The organism is Cyanobium gracile UHCC 0281 (genome assembly GCF_034931305.1).
Classification (GTDB): domain Bacteria; phylum Cyanobacteriota; class Cyanobacteriia; order PCC-6307; family Cyanobiaceae; genus Cyanobium; species Cyanobium gracile_A.
On sequence record NZ_JAYGHY010000005.1, the window covers coordinates 11,090 to 36,187 of the forward strand.

The 25,098-nt window shown below is 69.2% G+C and carries 23 protein-coding genes; 10 read left to right on the forward strand and 13 right to left on the reverse strand.

Features of this window, described 5'->3' with window-relative positions:
* Genes VB739_RS02545 through hemL form a run of 6 tightly spaced genes read right to left on the reverse strand, consistent with a single transcriptional unit; the run spans position 1 to position 5,907 of the window.
* The gene (locus tag VB739_RS02545; RefSeq protein ID WP_323355564.1) at positions 1-720 is read right to left on the reverse strand and encodes an ABC transporter ATP-binding protein; all 720 of its coding nucleotides are present in this window, start codon (positions 718-720) and stop codon (positions 1-3) included.
* Positions 717-1,532, reverse strand: coding sequence for an ABC transporter ATP-binding protein (locus tag VB739_RS02550; protein WP_323355565.1), 816 nt, complete (start codon positions 1,530-1,532; stop codon positions 717-719). The genes VB739_RS02545 and VB739_RS02550 overlap by 4 nt, the downstream gene beginning before the upstream one ends.
* Entirely contained in the window at positions 1,529-2,440 is a 912-nt protein-coding gene (locus VB739_RS02555) for a branched-chain amino acid ABC transporter permease (protein WP_323355566.1), read from the reverse strand. Before VB739_RS02555 ends, VB739_RS02550 begins: the two co-directional genes overlap by 4 nt.
* A gap of 5 nt (positions 2,441-2,445) precedes the next feature.
* On the reverse strand, positions 2,446-3,375 hold the full coding sequence (locus VB739_RS02560; protein WP_323355567.1) for a branched-chain amino acid ABC transporter permease: 930 nt from the start codon (positions 3,373-3,375) through the stop codon (positions 2,446-2,448).
* Between the two features lie 7 nt (positions 3,376-3,382).
* On the reverse strand, positions 3,383-4,582 hold the full coding sequence (locus VB739_RS02565) for an ABC transporter substrate-binding protein (protein ID WP_323355568.1): 1,200 nt from the start codon (positions 4,580-4,582) through the stop codon (positions 3,383-3,385).
* On the reverse strand, positions 4,579-5,907 hold the full coding sequence (gene hemL, locus VB739_RS02570) for a glutamate-1-semialdehyde 2,1-aminomutase (RefSeq protein WP_323355569.1): 1,329 nt from the start codon (positions 5,905-5,907) through the stop codon (positions 4,579-4,581). The genes VB739_RS02565 and hemL overlap by 4 nt, the downstream gene beginning before the upstream one ends.
* 144 nt (positions 5,908-6,051) lie before the next feature.
* Here hemL and VB739_RS02575 point away from each other — a divergent pair, with 144 nt between their 5' ends.
* Positions 6,052-7,533 carry an FAD-linked oxidase C-terminal domain-containing protein gene (locus tag VB739_RS02575; RefSeq protein ID WP_416233291.1) on the forward strand — a complete coding sequence of 494 codons (1,482 nt, stop codon included), beginning with the start codon at positions 6,052-6,054 and terminating at the stop codon, positions 7,531-7,533.
* Between the two features lie 47 nt (positions 7,534-7,580).
* Positions 7,581-7,868 carry a hypothetical protein gene (locus tag VB739_RS02580; RefSeq protein WP_323355571.1) on the forward strand — a complete coding sequence of 96 codons (288 nt, stop codon included), beginning with the start codon at positions 7,581-7,583 and terminating at the stop codon, positions 7,866-7,868.
* Positions 7,869-7,877: 9 nt separating this feature from the next.
* On the opposite strand, the gene chrA is transcribed toward VB739_RS02580, so the two are convergent.
* From chrA to VB739_RS02595, 3 genes are read right to left on the reverse strand one after another with little or no spacing between them, the layout of a single operon-like run.
* Positions 7,878-9,227, reverse strand: coding sequence for a chromate efflux transporter (chrA, locus tag VB739_RS02585; RefSeq protein WP_323355572.1), 1,350 nt, complete (start codon positions 9,225-9,227; stop codon positions 7,878-7,880).
* Positions 9,224-10,027: a class II glutamine amidotransferase gene (locus tag VB739_RS02590; RefSeq protein WP_323355573.1), complete on the reverse strand. Its 804-nt coding sequence runs from the start codon at positions 10,025-10,027 to the stop codon at positions 9,224-9,226. Before VB739_RS02590 ends, chrA begins: the two co-directional genes overlap by 4 nt.
* Positions 10,028-10,067: 40 nt before the next feature.
* A complete protein-coding gene (locus tag VB739_RS02595) occupies positions 10,068-11,132 on the reverse strand; it encodes a sulfate ABC transporter substrate-binding protein (RefSeq protein ID WP_323355574.1) in 1,065 nt (354 codons plus the stop codon).
* Between the two features lie 146 nt (positions 11,133-11,278).
* Between VB739_RS02595 and VB739_RS02600 the strand changes: the two genes are divergently transcribed.
* Both VB739_RS02600 and VB739_RS02605 read left to right on the forward strand, forming a co-directional pair.
* Positions 11,279-11,710, forward strand: a complete 432-nt coding sequence (locus VB739_RS02600; RefSeq protein ID WP_323355575.1) for an Rrf2 family transcriptional regulator — start codon at positions 11,279-11,281, stop codon at positions 11,708-11,710.
* 177 nt (positions 11,711-11,887) lie between these two features.
* Entirely contained in the window at positions 11,888-12,439 is a 552-nt protein-coding gene (locus VB739_RS02605; RefSeq protein ID WP_323355576.1) for a Crp/Fnr family transcriptional regulator, read from the forward strand.
* Between the two features lie 45 nt (positions 12,440-12,484).
* Here VB739_RS02605 and VB739_RS02610 read toward each other — a convergent pair whose 3' ends face one another.
* The gene (locus VB739_RS02610) at positions 12,485-13,507 is read right to left on the reverse strand and encodes a sulfate ABC transporter ATP-binding protein (protein ID WP_323355577.1); all 1,023 of its coding nucleotides are present in this window, start codon (positions 13,505-13,507) and stop codon (positions 12,485-12,487) included.
* 108 nt (positions 13,508-13,615) lie between these two features.
* Here VB739_RS02610 and cysT point away from each other — a divergent pair, with 108 nt between their 5' ends.
* On the forward strand, positions 13,616-14,467 hold the full coding sequence (cysT, locus tag VB739_RS02615; RefSeq protein WP_323355578.1) for a sulfate ABC transporter permease subunit CysT: 852 nt from the start codon (positions 13,616-13,618) through the stop codon (positions 14,465-14,467).
* A 36-nt stretch (positions 14,468-14,503) separates the two neighbouring features.
* Positions 14,504-15,409 (forward strand): sulfate ABC transporter permease subunit CysW, encoded by a 906-nt coding sequence (cysW, locus tag VB739_RS02620; protein WP_323355579.1) that lies wholly within the window; start codon positions 14,504-14,506, stop codon positions 15,407-15,409.
* Here cysW and VB739_RS02625 read toward each other — a convergent pair.
* Positions 15,342-16,295, reverse strand: coding sequence for a cation diffusion facilitator family transporter (locus VB739_RS02625; protein ID WP_323355580.1), 954 nt, complete (start codon positions 16,293-16,295; stop codon positions 15,342-15,344). The genes cysW and VB739_RS02625 overlap by 68 nt on opposite strands.
* Positions 16,296-16,485: 190 nt before the next feature.
* Here VB739_RS02625 and VB739_RS02630 point away from each other — a divergent pair, with 190 nt between their 5' ends.
* A complete protein-coding gene (locus tag VB739_RS02630; protein WP_323355581.1) occupies positions 16,486-17,718 on the forward strand; it encodes an FAD/NAD(P)-binding oxidoreductase in 1,233 nt (410 codons plus the stop codon).
* 14 nt (positions 17,719-17,732) lie between these two features.
* Here VB739_RS02630 and VB739_RS02635 read toward each other — a convergent pair whose 3' ends face one another.
* Complete coding sequence (locus VB739_RS02635; RefSeq protein WP_323355582.1) at positions 17,733-20,234, reverse strand: glycogen/starch/alpha-glucan phosphorylase; 2,502 nt, start codon at positions 20,232-20,234, stop codon at positions 17,733-17,735.
* Between the two features lie 417 nt (positions 20,235-20,651).
* On the opposite strand from VB739_RS02635, the gene VB739_RS02640 reads away from it, so the two are divergent.
* Positions 20,652-22,340 carry a pyruvate kinase gene (locus VB739_RS02640; RefSeq protein WP_323355583.1) on the forward strand — a complete coding sequence of 563 codons (1,689 nt, stop codon included), beginning with the start codon at positions 20,652-20,654 and terminating at the stop codon, positions 22,338-22,340.
* Between the two features lie 44 nt (positions 22,341-22,384).
* Here VB739_RS02640 and VB739_RS02645 read toward each other — a convergent pair whose 3' ends face one another.
* Complete coding sequence (locus VB739_RS02645) at positions 22,385-22,603, reverse strand: hypothetical protein (RefSeq protein WP_323355584.1); 219 nt, start codon at positions 22,601-22,603, stop codon at positions 22,385-22,387.
* Positions 22,604-22,822: 219 nt separating this feature from the next.
* Between VB739_RS02645 and corA the strand changes: the two genes are divergently transcribed.
* Both corA and VB739_RS02655 read left to right on the forward strand, forming a co-directional pair.
* On the forward strand, positions 22,823-23,920 hold the full coding sequence (gene corA, locus VB739_RS02650) for a magnesium/cobalt transporter CorA (RefSeq protein ID WP_323355585.1): 1,098 nt from the start codon (positions 22,823-22,825) through the stop codon (positions 23,918-23,920).
* An 88-nt stretch (positions 23,921-24,008) separates the two neighbouring features.
* A complete protein-coding gene (locus VB739_RS02655; protein ID WP_323355586.1) occupies positions 24,009-25,085 on the forward strand; it encodes a PstS family phosphate ABC transporter substrate-binding protein in 1,077 nt (358 codons plus the stop codon).
* Positions 25,086-25,098 lie beyond the last annotated feature (13 nt).

Sequence of the window (25,098 nt, forward strand, 5' to 3'; positions counted from 1 at the left end):
TCAGCCGCTCCCCAGGTAGGAGGCCCGCAGCCCCGCATTGGCCAGCAGGGCGGCGGCGCTTCCTTCCAGGCCGATGGCGCCGCCCTCCAGCACCACGCCGCGGTCGGCGATCTCCAGGGCGGCGGTGGCGTTCTGCTCCACCAGCAGCATCGACAGGCCGCCTGCGTGCAGCGCCGCCAGGGACGCCATCACCTCGGCCACCAGCTTCGGCGCCAGGCCCAGGCTCGGCTCATCCAGCAACAGCAGGCTGGGCCGGCCCATCAGGGCCCGGGCGATCGCCAGCATCTGCTGCTCGCCGCCCGAGAGGTTGCCGGCCAGCTGGCGGCGTCGCTCCGCCAGGCGGGGGAACAGGCCGTAGCAGCGCTCCAGGTCGGTGGCGATGCCGGCCCGGTCGCGCCGCAGCCAGGCCCCCAGCTCCAGGTTGGTGGCCACGGTCTGGCGGGCCAGCACCCGGCGGCCCTCCGGGCAGTGGCCGATGCCGAGGCGCACCGTGCGGTGGGTGCTCACCCCCGCCAGGTCGGCGCCGCGCCACAGCACCTGGCCGGCGGCGGCGCCCACCAGCCTGGAGATGGCCCGCAAGGTGGTGCTCTTGCCGGCGCCGTTGGCCCCCAGCAGGGCCACCAGTTCCCCCTCCCTCACCTGCAGATCGAGGCCCCGCAGGGCGGTGAGGGCGCCGTAGCGCACGGTGAGGCCACGTAGCTCCAGCAGCGGCGCGCTCATCGGCCGTCTCCGCCGGCACCGCCCGAGCCACCCAGGTAGGCCTCGATCACCTGGGGATCGGTGCGCACCTCGGCGGGGCTGCCCAGGGCGATGCGCCTGCCGAAGTTGAGCACCGCCAGGCGGTCGCAGAGCTGCATCATCAGCGGCACGTGGTGCTCGATGATCAGCACGGTCAGGGTGAAGTGCTCGCGGATCGTGCCGATCAGCCGCCGCAGGTCGTCCTTCTCGGCCGGATTCATGCCGGCGGCAGGTTCATCCAGCAGCAGCAGCCGCGGCGCCGTCGCCAGGGCCCGGGCGATCTCCAGCCGGCGGCGGTCGCCGTAGGGCAGGTCCCCGGCCCGCTGCTCCGCCAGGGCCTCCAGTTCCAGCAGGGTGAGCAGCTCCATCGCCCGGGCCTCCAGGCCCCTCTGGTGGCGGCGGAAGGCCCCATTGCCCAGCAGGGCGCCCAGCAGGGGGGTGCGGGCCGCGTGGTGCAGGCCCACCAGCACGTTCTCCCGCACTGAGAGGCTCTCGAACAGGCGCAGGTTCTGGAAGGTGCGGGCGATGCCGAGGCGGTTGAGGCCGCTGGCCCCCAGGCCCGTGGTGGGCGCCCCCCGCCACAGACAGCGGCCGCCGCTGGGGGGGGTGAGGCCGGAGATCACGTTGAACAGGGTGGTCTTGCCGGCGCCATTGGGGCCGATCAGGCCGAAGATCTCCCCCTCCTCCAGCGCCAGGCTCACCTGATCGAGGGCCAGCAGGCCGCCGAAGCGGCAGCTGACCGCCTCCACCTGCAGCAGGGGAACGGGGCCGGTGCCGTCGGGGCTCTGGTTCATGGGGTCTGCGGCGCCTGACGGCTCCGGTGGTGCCCTCGTCCCAGCCGGGCGGCCAGCCAGTGCAGCCGCTCCGCCGTCACCAGTCCCTGGGGAAAGAACAGCGGACCCAGCAGGATCACCGCCCCGAACAGGATCAGGCGCAGGTCGCCCACCGGCCTCAGCAGCTCCGGCAGGGCGGTGAGCACCAGCCCCCCCAGCACCGGCCCAGGCCACAGGCGCGAGCCGCCGAAGACCACGAAGGCCAGGGTGGTGATGCTGGCGTCGAAGCTGCCGGCCCGGGCGTTCCAGGAGTTGAGGAAATGGGCCGCCAGCGCGCCGGTGACGCCGGCGAGCACGGCGCTGGCCACGAAGGCGATCAGCTTGGTGCGGGGGGTGTCGATGCCGACGCAGGCGGCCGCCAGTTCGTCGTCGCGGATGGCGGCCATCGCCCGCCCCAGCCGCAGGGCCTCCAGCCGCTGGCACAGCCAGCAGGCCAGGGCCAGCAGCGCCAGGGTGAACAGCACGTAGCCCTCGGCGTGGGCGAAGGGCTGGGGGATGCCGAAGATCCCCATGGCCCCGCCGGTGAAAGGCAGGTTGAGGTTGAGCACCCGCAGGATCTCCACCAGGGCGATGGTGGCGATGGCCAGGTAGATCCCCCGCAGCCGCAGCACCGGACCGCCGATCGCCAGGGCGATCAGCCCCGCCAGGGCCCCGCCCAGGACCATTTCCGCCACCAGGGCCGGCAACGGTGAGGTGGCGCCGCTGCCCGCGAAGGCGGGGACGCCGGTGGAGAGCAGGGCGGCCACGTAGCCCCCCACCGCATAGAAGCCCGGGGTGGCCAGGGACAGCTGGCCGCAGCGCAGCGGCAGGTAGACCGAAAGCGCCAGCAGGGCGCCGAGGAGCATCTGTTCGAGCAGGGCGGCGTCCATGGCCCTCACACCTTGGTGGGCAGCGGCCGGCCCAGCAGCCCCCGGGGCCGCAGCAGCAGCACCAGGAACAGGAAGCCGTAGCTGACCGCATCCTTGTAGCCCGACCAGTCAGCGGGGACGAACGCCTCCGCCAGCCCGACGATCAGCCCGCCCAGCACCGCCCCCGGCACGCTGCCTAGACCCCCCAGCACCAGCACCGCCAGGCCCTTGAGGCCGTAGCCGATGCCGAAATAGGGCCCGGCGATGCTGACGCTCAGCCCCACCAGCCCGCCGGCCACCCCGGCCAGGAAGCCGCTGAGGCCGAAGGCCAGCCGCACCATCGCCGTGCTGTCGATGCCCAGCAGCTGGGCGGTTTCGGGGTCCTCGGCCACCGCCTGCAGCCCCTTGCCGTTGCGGCTGCCCTCCAGCCAGAGGGTGAGCAGGGCCAGGAGCACTACGGCGATCCCCAGCAGCAGGGCCTGCACGGTGCGCACCCTGGCGCCCAGCAGGGGGAACGAGGCCGGCAGGCCGCCGAGGGCGCCGGTGGGGATGGCATAGCTTTCCGCCCCCACCAGCAGCTGGATCAGGTTCACCAGGATCACGCCGGCCCCCAGGCTGGTGATCAGGGCCAGCAGTGGGTCGGCCCGGCGGCGGTGCAGGGGGCGGAAGGCCACCCGCTCCACCAGCAGGGCCACCAGGGCCGCCCCCAGCCCCGCCAGGGGCAGGGCGCCCCAGAAGGGCAGGGCGACGGGCAGCTGAAAACCCGCCAGAAGGCCGTTGGCCCCCACCGCGCCGCCGATCAGCAGGTAGGTGAAGTAGGCCCCCAGGGTGAACACGGCCCCGTGGGCGAAGTTGATCACCCCCAGCACCGAGAACACCAGGGTGTACCCCAGGGCGAACAGCCCGTACACCGCCCCCACGGACAGACCGTTCACCAGGATCTGAAGCAGGTCCACCCGGCGCCTACTTCAGCAGGGCGAAGCGTCCGCTGCGCCCGCCGGGATCCATGCGCACCTGGGCCACGAAGAACTGGCTCTGGATCACCTCACCTTCGGGGGTGAAACGGATCTCGCCCAGGGGGGTGGCATAGGTGCCGGCCAGGATCTCCTCCATCAGCTGCTTGCGGGCCGCCGCCAGGGGGGCGCCAGCCAGGGGCTGGCGTTGGTCGAGGCGCACCAGGGCTTCGCCGATCACCTGCAGCGCCGTGTAGGCCTGGGCGGTGAGCTGGGGCGGCATGGCCCCCCCCTTGGCCGCCTGGAAAGCTTTCAGGAAGGCCGTATTGGCGGGCGTGTCCAGCTCGGGGCTGTAGGCCTGGGCGATCAGCAGTCCGTCGCAGTACTTCTGGCAGATCGGATAGATGTTGGGCGTGTTCATGCCATTGCCGGCCACGATCAGGCCCCGGTAGCCCAGCTCCCGCAGCTGGCGGATCAGGTTGCCCCCATCCACCGCCTGCAGCGACAGCACGATCAGATCGGGTTTCTCCCGCAGCGCCGCGCTGATCTGGTTCTGGAAGTCCTGGTCGTTGAGCTGGGTGCGCTGCACCGTCGCCGGCTCGAGGCCCTTCTCCTTGAGGGCCTTCTGGAAGATGGTGGTTTCGGCGGTGCTGTAGGCGTCGTCCTGGGCATAGAAGACTGCCGCCCGCTTCAGCCCCGGCTGGATCTTCAGGGCCTGGGCGATGGCCATGGGCGCGATCACCGAGCTCGGGGCGGAGACCCGGCTGATGAAGAAGCCGATCTCCGGGATGCCGGTCGCGGTGTTGGAGGGGGCCACCACCGGCACACCGCGGCGCTGGGCGATGGGGTCGGCGGAGAAGGCCTGCTGGGAGAGGGTGGGACCGACCAGGGCCAGCACGCCCCGGTTGATCTGCAGGGTGAAGGCCGCATTGGCCCCCGGTTCGTCGCTGCCACTGTCCTCCAGGGCCAGTTTCAGGGGACGGCCGTTGATGCCGCCGCTGCCGTTGCGCTGCTTGAGCGCCAGCTCCAGGCCGATTTTCTGGTCCTGGCCGTAGACGTTGGCGTTGCCGGTGAGAGCCAGCACAGCCCCCACCGGCACCCCGCCGGCCACATCCACGGGCTGGTTGGCGTCATCGCTGCCGCAGCCCACCAGCAGCAGGGTCAGGGTCAGCAGCCCCGTGCCGACCCGCAGGAAACGACCGACGCTCACGCCAGCGTGTGGAAGACGTCGCGGAAGGCGGCGATGGTCGCGTCGATGTCGGCGTCGCTGTGGGCCAGGGAGGTGAAGCCGGCCTCAAAGGCGCTCGGTGCCAGATAGACGCCGCGCTCGAGCATGCCGCGGTGCAGCCGGCCGAAGCGGACCGTGTCGGCGGCCTTGGCCTGCTCGAAGTTGTGCACCGGCCCCTCGCAGAGGAAGAAGCCGAACATGGCGCTGATGTTGCCGCCGCAGCAGGGGACGCCGGCTTCGGCGGCGGCGGCCTGGATGCCGTCGCTGAGCCGGCGGGTGATCGCCTCCAGCCGCTCGTAGCTGCCGGGTTGTTTCAGCAGCTGCAGGGTCTTGATGCCGGCGGTCATGGCCAGGGGATTGCCGCTCAGGGTGCCGGCCTGGTACATCGGACCGGCCGGCGCCACCATCGCCATGATGTCGGCCCGGCCGCCATAGGCCCCCACCGGCAGGCCACCGCCGATCACCTTGCCCATGGTGGTCAGGTCAGGGGTGACCCCGAAGCGGGCTTGGGCGCCGCCGTAGCTGATGCGGAAGCCGGTCATGACTTCGTCGAACACCAGCAGGGCGCCGTTCTCCTTGGTGAGTTCGCGCAGGCCCTCGAGGAAACCGGGTTCGGGGGTGATGAAGCCCGCGTTGCCCACCACCGGCTCCAGGATCACCCCGGCGATCTCACCGGGGTTGTTGGCGAACAGCTGCTTGACCGACTCCAGGCAGTTGTAGGGGGCGGTGAGGGTGCCGGCCGTGACCGCCCGCGGCACCCCGGGGGAATCGGGCAGGCCGAGGGTGGCCACCCCGGAGCCCGCCTTGACCAGGAACATGTCCGCATGGCCGTGGTAGCAGCCTTCGAACTTGATCACCTTCTCCCGGCCGGTGAAGGCGCGCATCAGCCGCAGCACCGCCATGCAGGCCTCGGTGCCGGAGTTCACGAAGCGCACCATCTCCACCGAGGGCACGGCGTCGATCACCAGCTCGGCCAGCTCGTTCTCCAGCACGCAGGGCGCGCCGAAGCTGGTTCCCTTCTCCAGGGCTTGGTGCAGGGCGGCGATCACCTCCGGATGGCTGTGGCCGCAGATGGCGGGGCCCCAGCTGCCCACGTAATCGATGTAGCGGTTGCCGTCCACGTCCCAGGCGTAGGCGCCCTTCACACGGTCGAAGACGATCGGTTGGCCGCCCACCGACTTGAAGGCCCGCACCGGGGAACTGACGCCGCCGGGCATGAGGGTCTGGGCGGCGGCGAAGATCTCCTCGGATCGGGTGGTGAGGAGAGCAGGGGCCGAGGTGGGCGCTGAAGGGGTGGCCGAACTCAAGGCGGGATCCGCGGAAGGTGGACGCATTCGTTTCCCATCCTGACCCAGAAGGGTGCCGGGGTGCCTGGCCTCAGTAAGTTCGGAACCAATGCCCCCCCTCCCCCGGCCCACCGGAGCCCCTGCGTGACGATCGACTGGGCCGCGATGGAGCGCCACTGCCGCGCCCTGCTGCCGCCACGGGCGGTGGTGGCGGCGCCCCAGGAGCTGCTGGCCTACGACTGCGACGGTCTGACCCTGCATCGGGCCCAGCCCCGTCTGGTAGTGCTGCCGGAAACCACCGAGCAGGTGGCAGCCCTGCTGCGGCTCTGCCACACCCGGGGGGTGCCCTTCGTGGCCCGGGGCAGCGGCACCGGCCTGTCCGGTGGCGCCCTGGCCGAGACCGAGGCGCTGGTGATCGCCACCAGCCGCATGCGCTCGATCCTGGAGGTGGATCTGGCCAACCGGCGCATCACCGTGCAGCCGGGGGTGATCAACGGCTGGGTCACCCGGGCGGTGGCCGGCGATGGCTTCTATTACGCCCCGGACCCCTCCAGCCAGGTGGTGTGCTCGATCGGCGGCAACGTGGCCGAAAACTCCGGTGGGGTGCACTGCCTCAAGTACGGCGTCACCAGCAACCATGTGCTGGAGATGGAGGTGGTGCTGCCCGATGGCACCGTCACCACCTTTGGCAGCGGCCTGGCCGAAACCCCCGAGCTGGATCTGCGCGGGGTGTTCATCGGCAGTGAAGGCACCCTCGGCATCGCCACCGCCATCACCCTGCGGCTGCTGCGGGCGCCCCAGAGTGTGGCGGTGCTGCTGGCCGATTTCACCGCCATGGAGGCCGCCGGTGAGGCGGTGCGCCTGGTCACCGCCGCCGGCGTGCTGCCGGCGGGGATGGAGATCATGGACAACTTCACGATCAACGCCGTCGACGATCTGTTCGGCCGCGACGAGTACCCCCGCGACGCCGCTGCGGTGCTGCTGATCGAACTCGACGGGCAGGAGCGGGAGGTGACGGCCGCCGTGGAAATCGCCGGCGAGCTCTGCCGCCGGGCCGGCGCCCGCACGATCCGGCGTGCCTCCAGCGAGGCCGACCGGGCCCTGCTGTGGAAGGGCCGCAAGTCCGCCTTCGCCGCCGTCGGCCGCATCACCCCCACCTATTACGTGCAGGACGGTGTGGTCCCCCGCAGCGCCCTGCCCGCGGTGCTGGCGGCGATCGAGGAGCTCAGCCGCCGCTACGACCTGCCGGTGGCCAACGTGTTCCATGCCGGTGACGGCAATCTCCACCCGCTGATCCTTTATCGGGCCGACGAGCCCGGCGTGATCGACCGGGTGCAGGCCCTCGGTGCCGACATCCTGCGCCTCTGCATCGAGGCCGGCGGCAGCATCACCGGTGAGCACGGGGTGGGCAGTGACAAGCGCTGCTACCTCGACTGGATGTTCGCCCCCGACGACCTGGCCACGATGCGGCTGGTGCGCGAGGCCTTTGATCCTGCCGGCCTGGCCAATCCCGGCAAGATATTCCCCATACCGCGCAGCTGCGGCGAATCGGCGCGGCGCCAGGCGTCGTCGCTCACCCTGAGGTTCGAGGCGCCCCTCGGGAGCGAGATCCAGCAGCCGAGTCTCGAGCCCCTGGATGTCTTCTGAGCGGGGCGTCGGACCTACGTTGAAGGGCCCTCCACCGCCTGCGCTCCATGAAGATCCGTCGGATGGCCTGCCTGGGTGTGGCGGCCGTGCTGGCTGCGGCAGCCCCCGCCCAGGCCCAGTCGCCGGTCGTCAATCTGGTGGCCAAGAAGGTGATCGAGCGCTATCAGAAATCCACCTGCGACCAGCTCTGGGCCGCCCGCAGTGAGCGGCGTGGCTCGCAGGAGCAGCGCGTGCTCGACATGCTCAACGACGAACCCCAGATGCGTCAGGCCTTCATCGATCAGGTCGCCGGTCCGGTGATGAACAAGCTGTTCGTCTGCGGGATGATCCCCTGACCGCTGGCTTCAGCCACCGGCGGTGAGCCACCAGCGCCCCAGGCCCACCGCGGTGGCGGCGCCGATCACGGGCAACGCCCCGAGGCCCCGCCCCAGCAGCACCACAGCGGCCAGCAGCACCACCACCGCGCCGCCGTCGATGGCGCCGGCGGGGGCCAGGGCCGGTCCCGCCAGATAAAGCGCCAGGCTCAGGATCACCCCCACCACGGCGGCGGTGATGGCGTTGAGGGGGGCGCCGACGCGCAGGTCCTCGCGGCTCGCTTCCACCAGGGGGCCGCCGGCCAGGATGAACAGGAAGGAGGGCAGGAAGGTGAACCACACCACCACCAGGGCGGCCACCACGCCGGCCGACAGGCTGCCGCTGCTGTTCCAGCCCCCCATGAAGCCCACGAAGGCCACCACCATGATCAGGGGCCCCGGCGTGGTCTCGCCCAGGGCCAGGCCGTCCACCATCTGGCCGGCCTCCAGCCAGCCGAAGGTCTCCACTGCCCCCTGGGCCACGTAGGGCAGCACGGCGTAGGCGCCCCCGAAGCTGACCAGAGCCACCTTGGTGAAGAAGCGGGCCATGGTGGCCAGCTGGCCGTTCCAGCCGCCCGCCAGGCTCAGCAGGGCCAGGGGCAGGATGAGGGCCACCCCACCTCCCAGCAGGGTGAGGGCGAGGCGGCGCCAGTGGAAGCGGGCGTGGGCGGGGGTGGGGGTGTCGTCGTCGTGCAGAGCGGCGCCGGATGGGGCGTCGGCTGTCGCATCGGCCGTGGCGCTGGCGACGGCTCGCGATGGGGCCTGGAACAGGGACGGCCGCAGCCGGCCGCCGATCCAGCCCACCAGGGCCGTGGCGAGGATCAGGGCCGGATAGGGCACCTGGCCCAGGGCCAGGGCCAGGCAGGCCGCCGCCGCGATCAGCACCAGGGCGGGGTTGTGCAACGTGCGCCGCCCCAGCCGCCAGGCCGCCTGGAGCACGATCCCGAGCACCGCCGGTTTGAGGGCCCAGAACACCGCCGCCAGCACCGGCAGCTGGCCCCAGAGGGCATAGATCGCCGAGAGGCTCAGCAGCACCAGCACCGAGGGCAGCAGGAACAGGCCCCCGGCGATCAGGGCGCCGCCCAGGCCGTGCATCAGCCAGCCCAGGTAGGTGGCCAGCTGGGTGGCTTCCGGCCCCGGCAGCAGCATGCAGTAGTTGAGCGCATGCAGGAAGCGCCGCTCCGACAGCCAGCGTCTCCGCTCCACCAGTTCGGCGTGCAACAGCGCGATCTGGCCGGCCGGCCCGCCGAAGCTGACCAGCCCCAGCCGCAGCCAGAAGCGGGCGGCGCTGGCGACGGATGCCGCTGGCGTTGGCTCCGGGAGGAAGGGGGCCGGGTTCATTCGCTCTCCGCTGGAGCGCCCAGCGGACCGGCGCGGCGGATGACCTCCCCTCCCCGCAGCAACAGCGCCTCGCCGGGCACCAGGGGGGTCCAGCGTTCATCGCTGGTCAGGGGTTCCGTGCTCACGATGGTCACCACGTCGTTGGGGCCGGCGAGCTCGGTGAAGTCCACACTGAGGTCGTCGTCGGCGAGGGTGGCCCGGGCGAAGGGAGCCCTGCGGGTGATGCGGTGCAGCTTGGTGCTGGCGTAGGCAAAGAGCCAGCGGCCGTTACTGATCAGGCCATTGAAGATGCCGGCAGAGGTGAGTTGCACGGAGGCGCGTGTCAGGGCCTCAAACAGTCCGGCTTCGTCCTCCGCAGCCAGACCAGCCCGCTCAAGCTCACCGAGGATCCAGCAGAAGGCGGCCTCACTGTCGGTGGAACCTTCCGGGCGGAACAACGGTGTTTCAGGCAGCGTTCCTTCGAGGTGCCCGTTATGGGCAAACACCCACTCCTGGCCGTGCCAGTGACGCTGAAAGGGATGGCAGTTCTCCAGGGCCACCACCCCCCGGGTGGCCTTGCGGATGTGGGCGATCGAGCAATGGGCCTTGAGATCGAGGGCGGCCACCTCGGCGGCGGCCTTTGAGAAGGCTGCCGGAGCGTCCTCCCGGTACAGGTGCACGCCATGACCGTCGGGGTCGAAGCTGGCCACCCCCCAACCGTCACCGTGGCAACCGGTGGCTCCGCCCCGGCGGGTGAGGCCATGGAAGGAGAAGCGCATGTCGGTGGGGGTGTTGGCGCTGAGGGCCAGCAGTTCGCACATCACCCGAGGTCCACCGTCGCCCCCATTCTCTCCGCCGGGCTCAGCGCGAGCGACTGAACAGCTGGTCCCAGACCCCGTCCTTGGCGAAGAAGGTGGCGTTGATCTGCTTCCAGCCGCCGAAGTCGTCGGCCGAGAACAGTGTCTTCACCGGGGCGAAACGGCCCTTCACCCGGCTCCAGACGCCGGGGCTGACCGGACGGAAGCCTTCCTCGGCGAAGATCTCCTGGGCCGGTTCGCTTTGCAGGTAGGCGGCCAGGGCCTCGGCGGCCTGGCGGGTGCCCTTGCGGTCCACGTTGCGGTCGACAACGGTCACCGGGCCCTCGATGCGGATGTTGACCTCAGGCACGATGAAGGGCGCCTTGAGATCGCCGCTCCGTTTCGCCAGGATCGCCTCGTTCTCGTAATTGAGCAGCACGTCACCCTGGCCGCGCTTGAGGAACACGTCACTGGCCTCGCGGGCGTCCTTGGGCAGGTTGTCCACATTGCGGTAGACCGAACCCACGTAGGCCTTCGCCTGGGCCTCGCTGCCCCCGGTCTGGCTGATCGAGCCCCACAGACCCAGGAAGTTCCAGCGGGCGCCGCCGGAGGTCTTGGGATTGGCCGTCACCACGGAGATGCCGGGCTTGGCCAGATCCGCCCAGGTGCGAACGCCTCTGGGATTGCCGTCACGGGTGACGAAAGCCACCACCGAGTGGGTGATGATCGACCCGTCGGGCAGATCCTTCTCCCAGCCGGGCTGCACCAGACCGTTCTCCTGGAGCTTGAGCACGTCGCCGGCCAGGGCCAGGGTGGCCACGTCGGCGTCCAGGCCGTCGATGATCGCCCGGGTCTGGGAGCCGGAGCCGCCATAGCTGGTTTTCACGCTGATGGCCTGGCCGGTTCGGGCCTTCCAGTCGGCTTCGAACCTGGGCAGGATCCTGTCGTAGGCCCCCTTGGTCACGGCGTAGCTCACCAGCAGCAGCTCCTGGGACGCAGCGCTGGCGCCGTCACCGGCACGGCCTTCGGGCCGGGGGCTGCAGCCGACCAGGGCAAGCCCGACAGCCAGGCCAGGAAGCCACCGGCGGCGAGCGGCTGGCGGGATCGAGGCGGAGAACGGATAAAGCACGGTAGTCCGATAGATGAACTGATGAAAGCTATCGACGCGGTTGCCATGGCGATGTAGGGCGGATGACAATGCCTGGGGCGAGCGTGACGGGTGGGGCCCGGTGGGTGGGGGCTGCCACAATCCCCGTCAGACAACCGTGGAATCCCGTGGCCTTCAGCGCGAAAACCGGCTACGGCCTCGTCTCGCTCATGGAGCTGGCCGCCATCCATGCCCGCGGTGGGGTGCTGCAGGTGGCGGAGATCGCCCAGCGCCAGGGCATCCCCGACCGCTACCTCGAGCAGATGCTCGCCAGCCTGCGGCGGGGGCAGATCCTGCGCAGCATCCGCGGCCCGAAGGGGGGCTACCAGCTGGCCCGGCCGCCGGCGGAGATTCGGGTCGACGCCATCGTCAGTTGTCTGGAGGGGGACGTGGCCCCCCGCTCCGCTGGCGAGGGCGCCACGCCCGAATTCGAGGTGCTGGGCCGGCTGGAGCAGCGGCTGGAGGAGGCCCGCCTGGGGATTCTCTCGGGCACCACATTGCAGGACCTGCTCGACCAGCGGGACCACCTGGCCCAGGCCCAGGCGATGTACTTCATCTGAGGCAGGACGTCCCGGATCGTTAAATAGGCCACATTGCCGATTGGAAATGTGAAGTATGGTTCTGGTGCCCCCGCAGGCGCCCCATGTGCTGTTGTCGGCGAATGTCTGTTGCCAGCCGATCGCTGGCCGTTTGCTCTGCCCCGATGACCCCGTACCCATTCCTTCGTTCCTGCGGCCATGACCACCTCGCGCCCACCCCAGGCCCTCCGCCTCACGCTCCTGCCCCGTGACGTCCTGCCCGATGGGCTGCACTGGAGAATCCAGGACGGCTACATGCGCACCGCGTCCCACGACGAGGACGGGGAGTCCTTCACCCTGGGTCTCTGGGGCCCGGGCGACTGGGTGACCAATGCCTACTCGGCCCTGCGGCCAGTGGAGATCCAGTGCCTGTCCACCGTCGTGGTGGAGCAGGGCCATCCCAGCGAGGCCGAGATCCTGGCCTTCCTGCACCACCAGATCCGCAACACCGAAGAACTGTTCGAAATCAACCGGGTCCGCGGCGCCGACTCGCGGCTGCTGCGGCTGCTGCGCTGGATCGGCATCCGCTTCGGCCAGGTCAGCAGCCGGGGCTACCGCCTCTCCCTGCGGGACATGAACCTCACCCATCAGGCCCTGGCAGAGATCTGCGGCCTCACCCGGGTGACGGTCACCAAGACCCTCAACCATTTCAAGCGCCTCGGCCTGCTGCACCAGGTGAGTGACACCGACCTGATGGTCAGCCTCCCCTGAGCGCCTCGCCGTCGCCCAGGACCTCGCCGATGCCCGACTGGCGGCTCAGATCGAGTAGTCCGGCTGGAAGGCGTGGGCCTGGCAACTGATCACATGCAGTCGGTCGCCGGGCTTCAGGGTGGCGACGTCGACCTCTTCCCGGGGGAACTGGGCCACCACCACGTCTTCGGTGTCGAGCACCAGTTCTGCCTGCAGGTCGCGGCCCATGTGGGTGAGGCGCCGCAGGCGGGCCGGCACGGTGCCCGGCTGGGGGGTGACATGCACCTGCACGTGGTGGGGGCGCACGAAGATCCGGCCGTCTGCCGGCAGCGGTGGGACGGCATCGCGCCGCACGGGCAGGGAGCCGCTGGGCAGTTCGTTGACGGCCCCCACGAAGCTCATCACGAAGGGGGAGGCGGGATGGTCGTAGATCTCGGCCGGGGTGCCGATCTGCTCCACCCGCCCTTCGTTCATGACCACGATGCGGTCGGCCACTTCCATGGCCTCCTCCTGGTCGTGGGTGACGATCACGGTGGTGACGTGCATCTCGTCGTGGAGGTTGCGCAGCCAGGCGCGCAGCTCCTTGCGCACCTTGGCATCGAGGGCGCTGAAAGGTTCATCGAGCAGCAGCACCCGGGGCTGCACCGCCAGGGCCCGGGCCAGGGCCACCCGCTGGCGCTGGCCGCCGGAGAGCTGGGAGGGAAAGCGGCCGCCGTAGCCCCGCAGGTGGACAAGGTCGAGCAGCTCGTCCACCCGGCGGCGGATGGCCTCGGGCTTCCAGCGACGCAGCTCGAGGCCGAAGGCCACGTTGCGACGCACGTTGCGGTGCTTGAACAGGGCGAAATGCTGGAACACGAAGCCCACCTGGCGCTCCTGCACCGAGCGTTGGGTGGCCTCCTCGCCGGTGATCCAGATGCGACCGGCATCGGCCGCCTCCAGCCCGGCGATCAGGCGCAGCAGGGTGCTCTTGCCAGATCCGGACGGCCCCAGCAGGGCCACCAGGGAGCCGCTGTCCACGTCGACGCTGACGTCGTCGGCGGCGCGGAAGTCGCCGAAGCTCTTGCTGACGTTGGCGACGCGAATGCCCATCGGGACGGACTGGGTGAGTGGGGGAAACGGACTATACCGGTAAACACACCGCCAAACCGTTCTTTAGGATGATACGGTCAGCGCCACCCCGCCGATCCGGCGCCCCCGATGACCCCCGCCCCGTTGCGCCGCTGGCGCCCGCCTGTCCTAAGCCTGCCCAGCTGGCCCTGGCGCCTCACCTGGACCTACCTGGGCCTGATCCTGTTCCTGCCCCTGGGGGCGATGCTGCTCAAGGCCGCCCGGGTGGGGCCCGTCGGGTTCTGGGAGATGGCCACCACCCCGGAGGCCCTCGCCACCTACAAGGTCAGCTTCGGCCTTGCCTTTGTGGCCAGTGTGATCAACGGCGTGTTCGGGCTGGTGGTGGCCTGGGCCCTGGTGCGCAGCCGCTTCCCGGGCCAGCGGCTGCTGGATGCGCTGATCGATCTGCCCTTCGCCCTGCCCACCGCCGTGGCCGGGTTGGCGCTCACGGCCGTGTACAGCACCAACGGCTGGCTGGGGCAACCGCTGAACGAGGCCTTCGGCCTCAAGGTGGCCTTCGCCGCCCCCGGGGTGATGGTGGCGATGGTGTTCATTTCGTTGCCCTTCGTGGTGCGGACGGTGGAGCCGGTGCTGCGTTCCCTGGAGAAGGAGCAGGAGGAAGCCTCCTGGTGTCTGGGGGCCACGCCCCTGCAGACCACCGTGCGGGTGGTGCTGCCCCAGCTGCTGCCGGCGATCCTCGGCGGGGTGGCCCAGGGCTACAGCCGGGCCGTGGGCGAATACGGCTCGGTGGTGATGATCTCCAGCAACGTGCCCTTCCGTGACCTGATCACCCCCACCCTGATCATTCAGAAGCTCGAGGAGTACGACTTCGAGGCCGCCACCGTGATCGGTTCGGTGATGTTGATCTTTTCCCTGCTCAGCCTGCTGGTGATCAACCTACTGCAGGTCTGGGGCCAGCGCTACCAGGGCGATTCGGCCTGATTCCCCTCCAGCTTCCGTTGCGTTGATTCTTTCGCCATGACCATCGTCGTTCCCAGCCTGGAGAGCCCGCGGCCCAGCCCTGCGCCAGGCCAACGTTCACGCCGTAAAGGCCTTGATCTGCCGGCGATCCTGATTCCGCTGATCGCCTGCCTGTACGTGGGGGTGGTGATCCTGCTGCCGGCCCTGAGCGTGGTGGCCTCAGCCTTCGCCAAGGGGCTGGGCCCCTTCCTGGAGAATTTCCAGTCCCACGAACTGCTTTCCGCCCTGCGGCTCACCCTGTTCGCCACCGCCGTGGCCGTGCCCTGCAACGTCATCTTCGGCCTGGCCGCGGCCACCGCCATCGCCCGGCGTCAGTTCCGCGGCAAGGCGTTGCTGCTCAGCGTCATCGACCTGCCCTTCTCGATCTCGCCGGTGGTGGTGGGCCTGATGCTGGTGCTGCTCTACAGCCCCACCCAGGGGTTGCTGGGGGGTGTGGTGGAGAGCCTGGGCTGGAAAATCATCTTCTCCTGGCCCGGCATCGTGCTGGCGACGATCATCGTCACCTTCCCCTTCATGGCCCGGGAGGTGATCCCCTTGCTGGAGGAGGAGGGCTGGGAGCAGGAGGAGGCGGCCCGCACCCTGGGGGCCACCAACTGGCAGGTGTTCTGGAAAGTGACGCTCCCCTCGGTGCGCTGGGCCGCCCTCTACGGCCTGATCCTCACCACGGCCCGGGCCCTTGGGGAGTTCGGCGCGGTGGCGGTGGTCAGCGGCAACATCGAGGGCCAGACCCAGACCCTGCCTCTGTTCGTGGAAGACGCCTACAAGAACTACCAGACCGAGCTGGCCTTCGGGGCGGCGATGGTGCTGGGGGGCGTGGCGATCGTGTCGTTGCTGCTCAAGATCCTGGTGGAGCAGGTGTTGGAGCAGGACAAGAAGGCGAGCCGGCTCCCCCAGGACGGCTGATCGGGGTCTCCGAGCAGCCCCCGGGCGGTTCGATCTGGATCGTGCTGTGGGTGATGCCCAGGTCGGCCAGCCGTTGCTGGGCCAGCTGCAGCAGCTCCCCGTCGTCCCCGCCACCGACGGGGCGGACCAGGTGGGCTGTCAGGGCGGTCCGGGAGGTGCTCATGCCCCAGACGTGCAGATGGTGCACGTTCTCCACGCCGGACAGGCTGCGCAGGGCTGCCTCCACCTCGGCCAGGTTGATGTCCCGTGGCACGGCGTCGAGGGAGGCGCTGAGGGCCTCCCCCAGCAGCTCCCAGCCACTCCAGGCCACGGCCAGCCCCACACCGATGGCGGTGACGGCATCGAGCCACAGCCAGCCCACCAGCCCCACCAGCAGGGCGCTGACCAGCACCGCGGCCGAGACGGCCGCATCGGTGAGCAGGTGCACCACCGCCGCCCGCCGGTTCAGATCGTGGTGATGACCGCTGCCGAACAGGCGGGCCGACAGCAGGTTGACCACGATGCCGGCCGCGGCCGCCCAGGCCACCGGGCCGCTGACCACCGGCACCGGATCGATCAGCCGCTGCACCCCTTCGACGATCACCACCCCGGCCGCCATCAGGATCAGGGCCGCGTTCATCAGCGAGGCCAGCTGGGTGCTGCGGCCGAAGCCGTAGGTGAAGCGGGCCGTGGCCGGGCGAGCGCTGAGCCGTTCGGCTCCCCAGCCGAACAGCAGGCCGGCCACGTCACCGAGGTTGTGAATCGCATCGCCGATCAGGGCCAGGGAGCCGAAGCCGATGCCGATCGCCAGCTGCAGCCCCGAGAGGCCGCTGTTGAGCACCACCCCCCAGAAGAAGGCCCTCGGGGCCCCACGGTGCGGGTGGTCGTGGTGGGAATGGGACGCCATGCAGGCGTCTTAGCCACGTTGCAGCCCCGGAGGGCTTCAGGCCTGTTCCAACGTTGTGACGTACGTTCAGCAACACCGTCCCGAGCCGGTTCTCGATACCTTCGCTGTGTTGCCCGGGTGCCTCACAGGCAAGAGGGCGTGCCATGTTTTCATCGCCGTTGCCCGGCCCTCCGCGTTCGATCTCCATTCCATGGCCCATCACCAGATCCTGATCGTCGGCGGAGGGGCTGGGGGCCTCACCGTGGCCAGCCAGCTCAAGCGGGCGCGGCCGGGCCTGGAGATCGCCATCCTCGAGCCCTCTGCCGACCACTACTACCAACCGGGCTGGACCCTGGTGGGCGGTGGGGTCTTCACCCTGGAGCAGACCCGCCGCGACGAAGCCGCTCTGATTCCGGAGGGGGTGCGCTGGATCCGCGCCGCCGCCGCCGGTTTCGATCCGGTGGCCGGCACCGTGGCCTGCACCGATGGCGAAACGCTCCACTACGACGTGCTGGTGGTGGCCACCGGCATCAAGCTCTGCTGGGACCGGATCAAGGGTCTGCCGGAGGCGCTGGGCTCAGGCGGCGTCACCAGCAACTATTCCAAGGATCTGGTCGACTACACCTGGAAGACGATCCAGGGCTTCACCGGCGGCAACGCGATCTTCACCTTCCCGGACACGCCGATCAAATGCGCCGGCGCGCCGCAGAAGATCATGTACCTGGCCGACGACGTCTTCAAGCGCTCGGCGGCGGTGGCGGCGGCGACCAGGGTGATCTTCGCCACCGCCACACCGGGCATCTTTGGCATCCCGGCCTTCGCCGAGCCCCTGCGCCAGGTGGTGGCGCGCCGGGGCATCGAACCCCGTTACCTCCACACCCTCAAGGAGGTCCGCGCCGCCAGCAAGGAGGCGGTGTTCGCCGTCAAGGACGGGGACACGGTGCGGGAGGAGGTGCTTCCTTACGGGATGCTGCACGTCACGCCGCCGATGGCGGCCCCGGACGTGGTGGCCACCAGCCCCCTGGCGGTGGACGGACCCGGCGGCTGGGTGGAGGTGGACAAGTTCACCACCCAGCACGTGCGCCATCCCAACGTCTTCTCCCTGGGCGACGTGTCGTCGTTGCCCAACTCCAAGACCGCCGCTGCGGTGCGGGGCCAGGCCCCGGTGCTGGTGGCCAACCTGCTGGCCCACCTCGATGGCCAGCCCCTGGCCGCCCGCTACGACGGCTATGCCTGCTGTCCGCTGATCACCGGCTACGGCCGCGTGATCATGGCCGAATTCAACTACGAAGGACAGCCCGTGCCCTCCTTCCCGCTTGATCCCACCAAGGAGCGCTGGAGCATGTGGGTGGTCAAGAAGGACGTGCTGCCCTGCCTCTACTGGAACCGCATGCTCAAGGGATTCGACCATGAACGGCGCTTCATGCCGGGGGTGACCCCCTGAGTTGAGCCATCGGCTCAGGCTTCGATCAGGGATCTCATCGCCACCGGCACCGGTTTCACCTCCCAGATCCCCTCGGCGTACTCGGCGATGGCGCGGTCGGAGGAGAAGTAGGCGCTCCGGGCCGTGTTGAGCAGCGTCATGCGGCTCCAACGGCGGCGGTCGGCCCAGGTCGAGGCGACGGTCTGCTGGGCCCGCAGGTAGTCCTCGAAATCCGCGACGACGCAGAAGGGGTCCGGGCCGCTGAGGTTGTTCAGCAGGGGCTGGAACAGGTCCCTGTCCCCTCGGCTGAAGTGGCCCTGGCCGATCAGCCCGAGGACCTCCTGGAGCAGCGGCATGGCGGCGATCCGCTCCCAGGGCCGATAGCCGTCGCGGTGGAGGCGGGCGATGCCCTCGGCGGTATGGCCGAAGAGGAAGAAGTTGCTGTCCCCCACCTCCTCGCGGATCTCGACGTTGGCGCCATCGAGGGTGCCGATGGTGAGGGCCCCGTTCATCATGAATTTCATGTTGCCGGTGCCGGAGGCTTCCAGCCCGGCGGTGGAGATCTGCTCCGAGAGGTCGGCGGCTGGGTACACCCTCTCGCTCAGCTTGACGTTGTAATCCGCCAGGAAGACGACCCGCAGCAGCTGATTCACCGTCGGGTCGGCATTGACGACCTCGGCGATGCCGTTGATGAAGCGGATGATCAGCTTGGCCATGGCATAACCCGGGGCGGCCTTGCCGGCAAAGATCACCGTGCGGGGCACCAGACCGTGGGTGTCGCCGTTCTTGATGCGCAGGTACAGGGCGATCACCTGCAGGGCGTTGAGGTGCTGGCGCTTGTACTCGTGAATGCGTTTCACCTGCACGTCGAAGAGGCTGTCGGGGTCGATGGCCAGGGCGTTCTGGCGCAGGATGTAGGCGGCCAGGCGTTGTTTGCCGCTGCGTTTGCAGTCGCTCCAGCGCTCCAGGAAGGCGGCGTCGTGCTGGAAAGCCTCCAGCTGCCGGACATCCTCCATGCGCACGGGCCAGTCGGGACCGATGACCTCGCCCAGGAGGCCATCGAGGGCCGGGTGGGCCAGGGCCAGCCAGCGGCGCGGCGTCACGCCATTGGTGACGTTGGTGAACTTGTTGGGCCACAGGGCGGCGAACTCGGGGAACAGCTCCTGCTTCACCAGTTCGCTGTGCAGGGCCGCCACGCCGTTGACGTGGTGGGAAGCGATGGTGGCCAGATGGGCCATGCGCACCGCTTTCCCCCCGGTTTCATCGATGATCGAGACGCGTTGCAGTAAGCCCTCGTTGCCGGGGTGGCGCAGGCGCACCTGCTGCAGGAAGCGGCGGTTGATCTCGAAGATCAGCTCCAGGTGCCGGGGCAGCAAGGAACCGAAGAGATCCAGTCCCCACGTCTCGAGGGCTTCCGGCAGCAGGGTGTGGTTGGTGTAGGAGAGGCAGGCGGTGGTGATGGCCCAGGCGGCCTCCCATTCGAGGTGTTTGTCGTCGAGGAGCAGCCGCATCAGCTCGGCGACGGCGATCGAGGGGTGGGTGTCATTGAGCTGGATGGCCCAGTGGACAGGGAACTCCTGGACGGGGATGCCGCGGGCATCGAGGCCGCGGATCATGTCCTGGAGCGAGCAGCTGACGAAGAAGTGCTGCTGCTTGAGGCGCAGGCGCCGTCCGGCATCGGTGCCATCGTTGGGGTAGAGCACCTTGGAGAGGGTCTCCGAGCCCACCTTCTTTTCCACGGCCCCGGAGTAATCGCCGCGGTTGAAGGTCTGGAAGTCGAAGGAGTCGTTGGCCTCGGCCCGCCAGAGGCGCAGGCGGTTGCAGGTGTTCACCCGGTAGCCGAGCACCGGCACGTCGTGGGGAATGCCAATGGCGTGCTCGGCGGGGATCCAGCGCACCCGGTAGGCGCCGTGTTGGTCGCGGTGGCTCTCGGTGTGGCCGCCGAAGCCCACGAAACAGGCCTGGTCGGGGTGGGGGATCTCCCAGGGCCAGCCGGCCTTGAGCCACTTATCGGTGATCTCCACCTGCCAGCCGTCGCGGATCAGCTGGTCGAAGATGCCGAACTCGTAGCGGATGCCGTAGCCGGTGGCGGGGATCTCGAGGGAGGCGAGGGATTCGAGGAAACAGGCGGCGAGGCGGCCGAGGCCGCCGTTCCCCAGGCCCGGCTCCGTTTCCACGTGGAGGATGTCGTCGATGTCGTTGATGCCGAACGGCTTGAGGGCCTCGGCGGCCTCCTGCTGGATGCCGAGCATCAGCAGGTTGTTGCCGAGCTGGGGACCGATCAGGAATTCGGCCGACAGGTAGGCCACCATGCGGCTGGGGCTGGTGCCGACGGCATCAAGCCCCGCCAGGTAGCGGGTCATCAGCCGGTCGCGCACGGCGTAGCTGAGCGCCATGTAGAGATCGTGGCGATCGGCCCCCGGCACCCGCCTGCCGATCGAATAGAAGAGATGCTCGACCACGGCGTCGTAGAGATCCTTCGCCCTCAGGCCGTTGCGCTGGGGATCGCCATAGGTGCCGGGTTCGGGGAGTCCCATCGAAGGCGCGCCAATGCCGCAAGTCTGCAGCGTCATTGCGGCGTTTGGCCTTCTTGGGGGCTGGGCTTCAGCCCAGTCGATCTGGACGTCCCTGGCCAGGAGGCCGAAGACGGAGGCGCCCGCGTCGTCTGAGCGGACGATCACCTCCCCTGCTGCGACTGTCCTGGAGTTCCTGACCTAGGCCAGAAGCCACATGGCGTCACGGCGCCTTGGGAGGGGGATGTCATGGATGACGCCTGGATCAGACACCATGCAGGCGGACGGGTAAGGATCAGCTGGGAACGGAGCTTCGCGGTCGTCTTGGGATGATGAGGGAGCCCGCCAGAGTTCCATTCCCGACCCCGCAGCCCAGCCAGGGGTGGCCCCCACTCCGTTCCCCTTTCCCGGGGAGCCCGGCCCGAGGGAGGGCCCGCAGCCATGAAGGACCCCAGGCCCGCCCCGGACGGCTGGCTGCTCGACACCTTGCGCGCCCTGAGGGCCACCCTGGAGCGCGTTGACGTGGAGGAGGCCACCTGCTTGGCGGCCCTTCATGCCAACCACCGGGACAGTGCCCGCAACCTGCTGCAGGTCATGGCCTTCCATCGCCACGCCCATCCGGACCTGCCGAAGGCGCTGCGCCTGCGGGGGCTCTGTCCCCTCACCGATGGCGACACCCATCTGCTCTCCAGCCTCGAGGCGGTGATCACCGCCCTCGAAGCGCTCGAGGGTCTGGGGCCCATGGCGGCGACCCCGGCCCCGCTGGGCGACCCCGATGTCCTGCAGCGCCAGGGCGAGCGGTTGTTCGGGGCCGTGGCCGCCCCGGGGGGCGCCGGACTCATGGTCACCCTGCCGGCGGAGGCGGCTGAGCGGCCTGCCCTGATCGCCGATCTGCTGCAGGCGGGGATGACCATCGCCCGCATCGACTGCGCCCATGGCGACCCCGAGGTCTGGGGCCGGATGGTGGAGGGGATCACCCAGACCCGGGCGGCCGCCGGCCGCCCCTGCGCGATCGCCATGGACCTGGCGGGGCCGAAGCTGCGCACCGGTCAGCTGGCCCCCCAGCCCGCCGTGATCCGTGCCCGTCCCCCCCGCGACCGGATGGGACGCGCCACCCAGCCGGTGCGGATCCTGGCGGTGCCGCCGGGAGCCACGCCTGCGCCGCAGGATCCCGACGTTGTGCTGCTGCCGGCGCGGCTGTCGAAGGCGAAGCGGCTGCGGCCGGGTGATCGGTTGCGGGGGCACGATGCCTCCGGCCGCCGGCGCACCCTCACCGTGCTGCGGCGTCTCCCCGATGGCCTGTTGCTGCGGGCCGGCAGGACCTGCCGCTTCGTGGCCGGCCTGGTGTTCCGCCAGCGGCACGGCAAAGCCCGGCTGCTTGTGGGTCCGCTGGCCCCGGTGAGCGGCGAACGGCTGCTGCGCCCGGGCGACGCCCTCCGCCTGACGCCGGAGCCGGACCGGGGCGCGGGCACCCTTCCCTGCACCCTGCCGGAGGTGTTCTTCGACCTGCGGCTCGGCGAACGGGTGCTCTTCGACGCTGGCCGCATCGGCGGCGTGATCCGGGGCGTGGCGCCCCAGGAGGTGGTGCTCGAGGTCACCGCAGCCCGTGCCAGGGGCAGCCGGCTGGGCTCCGACAGGGGGATCAATCTCCCCGACAGTGATCGGCGCACGCCGGCGCTGAGCGCCAAGGACATCGATGACCTGGCGTTCGTGGCTCGGCACGCCGACTTGATCGGCTGCTCCGGCGTGCACAGGGATTCCGACCTCCAGACCCTGCGCCAGTGCCTGGAGGATCGCGGCCGGACTGATCTGGCGCTGCTGCTGACGATCAACACCCGCCAGGCCTTTCTCAACCTGCCCCGGCTGCTGCTCGCGGCCATGGGCCACGCAGCCCCGGTGGGGGTGATGATCGCCCGGGGCGATCTGGCGATCGAATGCGGCTGGGAGGCCCTGGCTCCGATTCAGGAGGAGATCCTGCGGATCTGCACCGCGGCGCACGTGCCCTGCCTCTGGAGCACCGAGACGGTGTTGGAGGGGATCGTGGCCCGCAGCACCGGTGATCCCAGCAAGACCAAGCTCACCGGCCTGGCGTTCCGGAGCAACGGTGAAGCCGACGACCCGCTGCCGTGAGCGCCATCACAATCTCCGCGTCGCCGCGGGAACAGGGAGACGTCTCAGCTCTTCGTGGCGTCGTCGAACAGCGAGTCGCGGGTGAATTTGAGCCCTTTCCAGATCTTCTTGATTTTCGCGTAGGCCTCGTCCTGGCTCATCTTGCCGTTGGCCTGAAGGCCCACGATCAACCCCACCTGGTCGGCGAAAGACTCCAGATTCTGATGAAACATCAGCCGCTCCGGGCTCCAGTCGTGGCCGCGATAGCTGCTATGGGCTTCCATCGGAGACCTGACATCGCTCTCCTGCCGGCCGAGTTCGGGGTGGATCGGTCCGGTGGAGGGCTGGTTCGTCAACGCTTCATCTTGATGAGGCCGTCAGGCTAGCCAGCCTGGCTTAAGGCTCCGTAAAGGGCTCCGGCCACCCCCCAGACCCTCCCGCGCCGGCCATATCCATGGCCTGCCATCTGCGGTTGAATCGTCGCAACAACCGCAACCCCCGTGGTGCGACTCACCCCAGGGGCGCTGAACTCCCAGCGCCTGGAGCAGCGTCCGGCGGGTCTGCCCACCCATCTCTATGTCCATGGCGGGCTCGGGCCCACCCGGGCCGATGCGGTGCTGTTCCTGGAGTCCGGACCGGTGCGGACCCCCACCCCCGCCATCGAGCAGCTGGCCAGCCTGCGCCAGACGGGCACTCCGCTCTGGCTGCGTTTGCAGGGTCTCGGGGACCGCCGCTACATCCAGCAGCTGCTCGATCGCCTCGAGGTACCGGCGGTGTTGCTGGCCCCTCTGCTCGAGGTGCCCCAGCGGCCCCAGGTGAATGGACTGGAAGATGTGCTGCTGGTGGTGCTGCACCGGCTCAGCTTCGCCAAGGACCCGGCCCATCTGGTCAGTGAACAGGTGGGCCTGGTGCTGCTGCCCGGCCTGCTGATCACCCTGGAGGAGGGGTGCGGCGGGGATCCCTTCCCGGATCTCACCGAATGGCTGTTGTCCAAGTCGGGGTCAATCGCCGACAGGGACCTGGATGACATCCTGCACTTTGTCATCGATGACCTGCTCGATGATCTGTTCCCGATGCTGGAGGCGATGTCCCAGCGGCTCGATGCGCTGGAGGAATCCTCCCTGCGCAATCCCCGCCCCCTGATCCTGCGCCGCTCCTATGAATTCAGGAGCAATCTGCGCATCATTCGCACCTTGATCTGGCCCCTGCGCCACCAGATCCGCCTGCTGCTCCGCCAACGGCAGCGGCTGCTGGGCACCGAGGCCCTGGAGGGCTTCCGGGACATGGCCGAGCTCGTCGACCAGCTGTTCGAGGCCTGCGGGTCGCTGCGGGGTCAGTGCGATGCCATCACCCAGTCCTATGCGGCCAGCGTCGGCAACAGGATGAACCAGGTGATGAAGACCCTCACCATCCTCACCAGCATCTTCGCACCGCTCACGTTCATCGTCGGCGTCTACGGCATGAACTTCGAGTTCATGCCCGAGCTGAAATGGCGCCATGGTTACGTCTTTGTCATGCTGCTGATGCTTCTGATCGCCACGGTGCAGGGCTGGTGGCTGTGGCGGCGGGGCTGGTTCCAGGATTGGACCGGGCAGGGCTGAGCTGGCAGCCACAATCTGTCCTTAACCCAACCCCTCGGCTTGCTGGTGCAGGATCGGCGCAGCGCCCCTCCTTCGCTGGTCTCGAACCATGGTCCTGAAGCTGCCGGCGACAGTTCTGTCGAGGGGTGTGATGGTCTGCAGCGGCCTCGGTGTCCTCCTCGGCGCCTGGCTGGCGCCCTCCCTGGCACCGGTGCCGGCCCTTGCCCAGACGGGGACGGCTCCGGTGGTTCGCATCGAGGGATCGAGCACCGTGTTCCCGATCATGGAAGAGGCCGCCAAGGCCTTCCAGGACCGTCAGGGTGGTCAGCCGGTGTCCATCGCTCTGAAGGAAACGGGTAGCACGGGCGGCCTGCGCCGCTTCTGCCGAGGGGAAATCCCGATCAGCAATGCGTCCCGTCCGATCAACTCCAGGGAACTCAAGGCCTGTGCCGCCAAGGGAGTTCGCTTCATTGAGCTGCCGCTGGCCTTTGATGCCATCTCCGTGGTGGTCCATCCCCGCAACACCTGGGCCAGCCGCATCAGCACGGCCGAGCTCTCCACCCTCTGGAACCGCAAGGCGCAGGGTCGGATCAAGCGCTGGAAGCAAGTCAATGCCGCCTGGCCGGATCGGCCGATCAACCTCTGTGGCCCGGGGGGCGACTCAGGAACCTTCGATTACTTCAACAAGGCCATCAACGGCGATTCGCGCAACTCCCGCACCGATTACACCTCGAGCGAAGACGATAACGTTCTTGTCCGTTGTGTTGAGAAAAATCCCCAGGCCCTGGGCTATTTCGGTTTTTCATACTACCGCAGTCAGGCCGGCAAGCTGAAGGCGCTCGAAGTCGCCGGCCCGCGTGGCGCCTGGCTGCCATCGGTGAACACTGTGCAGCGCGAGCGCTACCAGCCCCTGTCGCGTCCACTGTTCGTGTACGTGAACGACAAGGACATGCGAGATCGGCCCGAGGTGCGCCGCTTCGTCACCTTCACGGTGCAGCGAGGGTTGCGATTTACGGAGCAGGCCGGCGCCATCCCCTTGCCTGCTGATACTTACCGTATCGTTGAATCCAAACTTTATCGGCACCTGCTCGGTACCTCCTTCGGCGGTGATCTGCCCATTGGGCTCACGATCAGTCAGGCGATCCGACGCAGCTTTGAGGACATCCGCTCGAAATCACCCCGCTGAGGCCTTTGGCCCT

Coding starts and splice junctions, on each gene's coding strand:
- VB739_RS02545 (WP_323355564.1), bottom strand. CDS start 720: ATGAGCGCGCCGCTGCTGGAGCTACGTGGCCTCACCGTGCGCTACGGC.
- VB739_RS02550 (WP_323355565.1), bottom strand. CDS start 1,532: ATGAACCAGAGCCCCGACGGCACCGGCCCCGTTCCCCTGCTGCAGGTG.
- VB739_RS02555 (WP_323355566.1), bottom strand. CDS start 2,440: ATGGACGCCGCCCTGCTCGAACAGATGCTCCTCGGCGCCCTGCTGGCG.
- VB739_RS02575 (WP_416233291.1), top strand. CDS start 6,052: ATGGAGCGCCACTGCCGCGCCCTGCTGCCGCCACGGGCGGTGGTGGCG.
- VB739_RS02580 (WP_323355571.1), top strand. CDS start 7,581: ATGAAGATCCGTCGGATGGCCTGCCTGGGTGTGGCGGCCGTGCTGGCT.
- chrA (WP_323355572.1), bottom strand. CDS start 9,227: ATGAACCCGGCCCCCTTCCTCCCGGAGCCAACGCCAGCGGCATCCGTC.
- VB739_RS02590 (WP_323355573.1), bottom strand. CDS start 10,027: ATGTGCGAACTGCTGGCCCTCAGCGCCAACACCCCCACCGACATGCGC.
- VB739_RS02605 (WP_323355576.1), top strand. CDS start 11,888: ATGACCACCTCGCGCCCACCCCAGGCCCTCCGCCTCACGCTCCTGCCC.
- VB739_RS02610 (WP_323355577.1), bottom strand. CDS start 13,507: ATGGGCATTCGCGTCGCCAACGTCAGCAAGAGCTTCGGCGACTTCCGC.
- cysT (WP_323355578.1), top strand. CDS start 13,616: ATGACCCCCGCCCCGTTGCGCCGCTGGCGCCCGCCTGTCCTAAGCCTG.
- cysW (WP_323355579.1), top strand. CDS start 14,504: ATGACCATCGTCGTTCCCAGCCTGGAGAGCCCGCGGCCCAGCCCTGCG.
- VB739_RS02625 (WP_323355580.1), bottom strand. CDS start 16,295: ATGGCGTCCCATTCCCACCACGACCACCCGCACCGTGGGGCCCCGAGG.
- VB739_RS02630 (WP_323355581.1), top strand. CDS start 16,486: ATGGCCCATCACCAGATCCTGATCGTCGGCGGAGGGGCTGGGGGCCTC.
- VB739_RS02635 (WP_323355582.1), bottom strand. CDS start 20,234: ATGGGACTCCCCGAACCCGGCACCTATGGCGATCCCCAGCGCAACGGC.
- VB739_RS02640 (WP_323355583.1), top strand. CDS start 20,652: ATGAAGGACCCCAGGCCCGCCCCGGACGGCTGGCTGCTCGACACCTTG.
- VB739_RS02645 (WP_323355584.1), bottom strand. CDS start 22,603: ATGGAAGCCCATAGCAGCTATCGCGGCCACGACTGGAGCCCGGAGCGG.
- VB739_RS02655 (WP_323355586.1), top strand. CDS start 24,009: ATGGTCCTGAAGCTGCCGGCGACAGTTCTGTCGAGGGGTGTGATGGTC.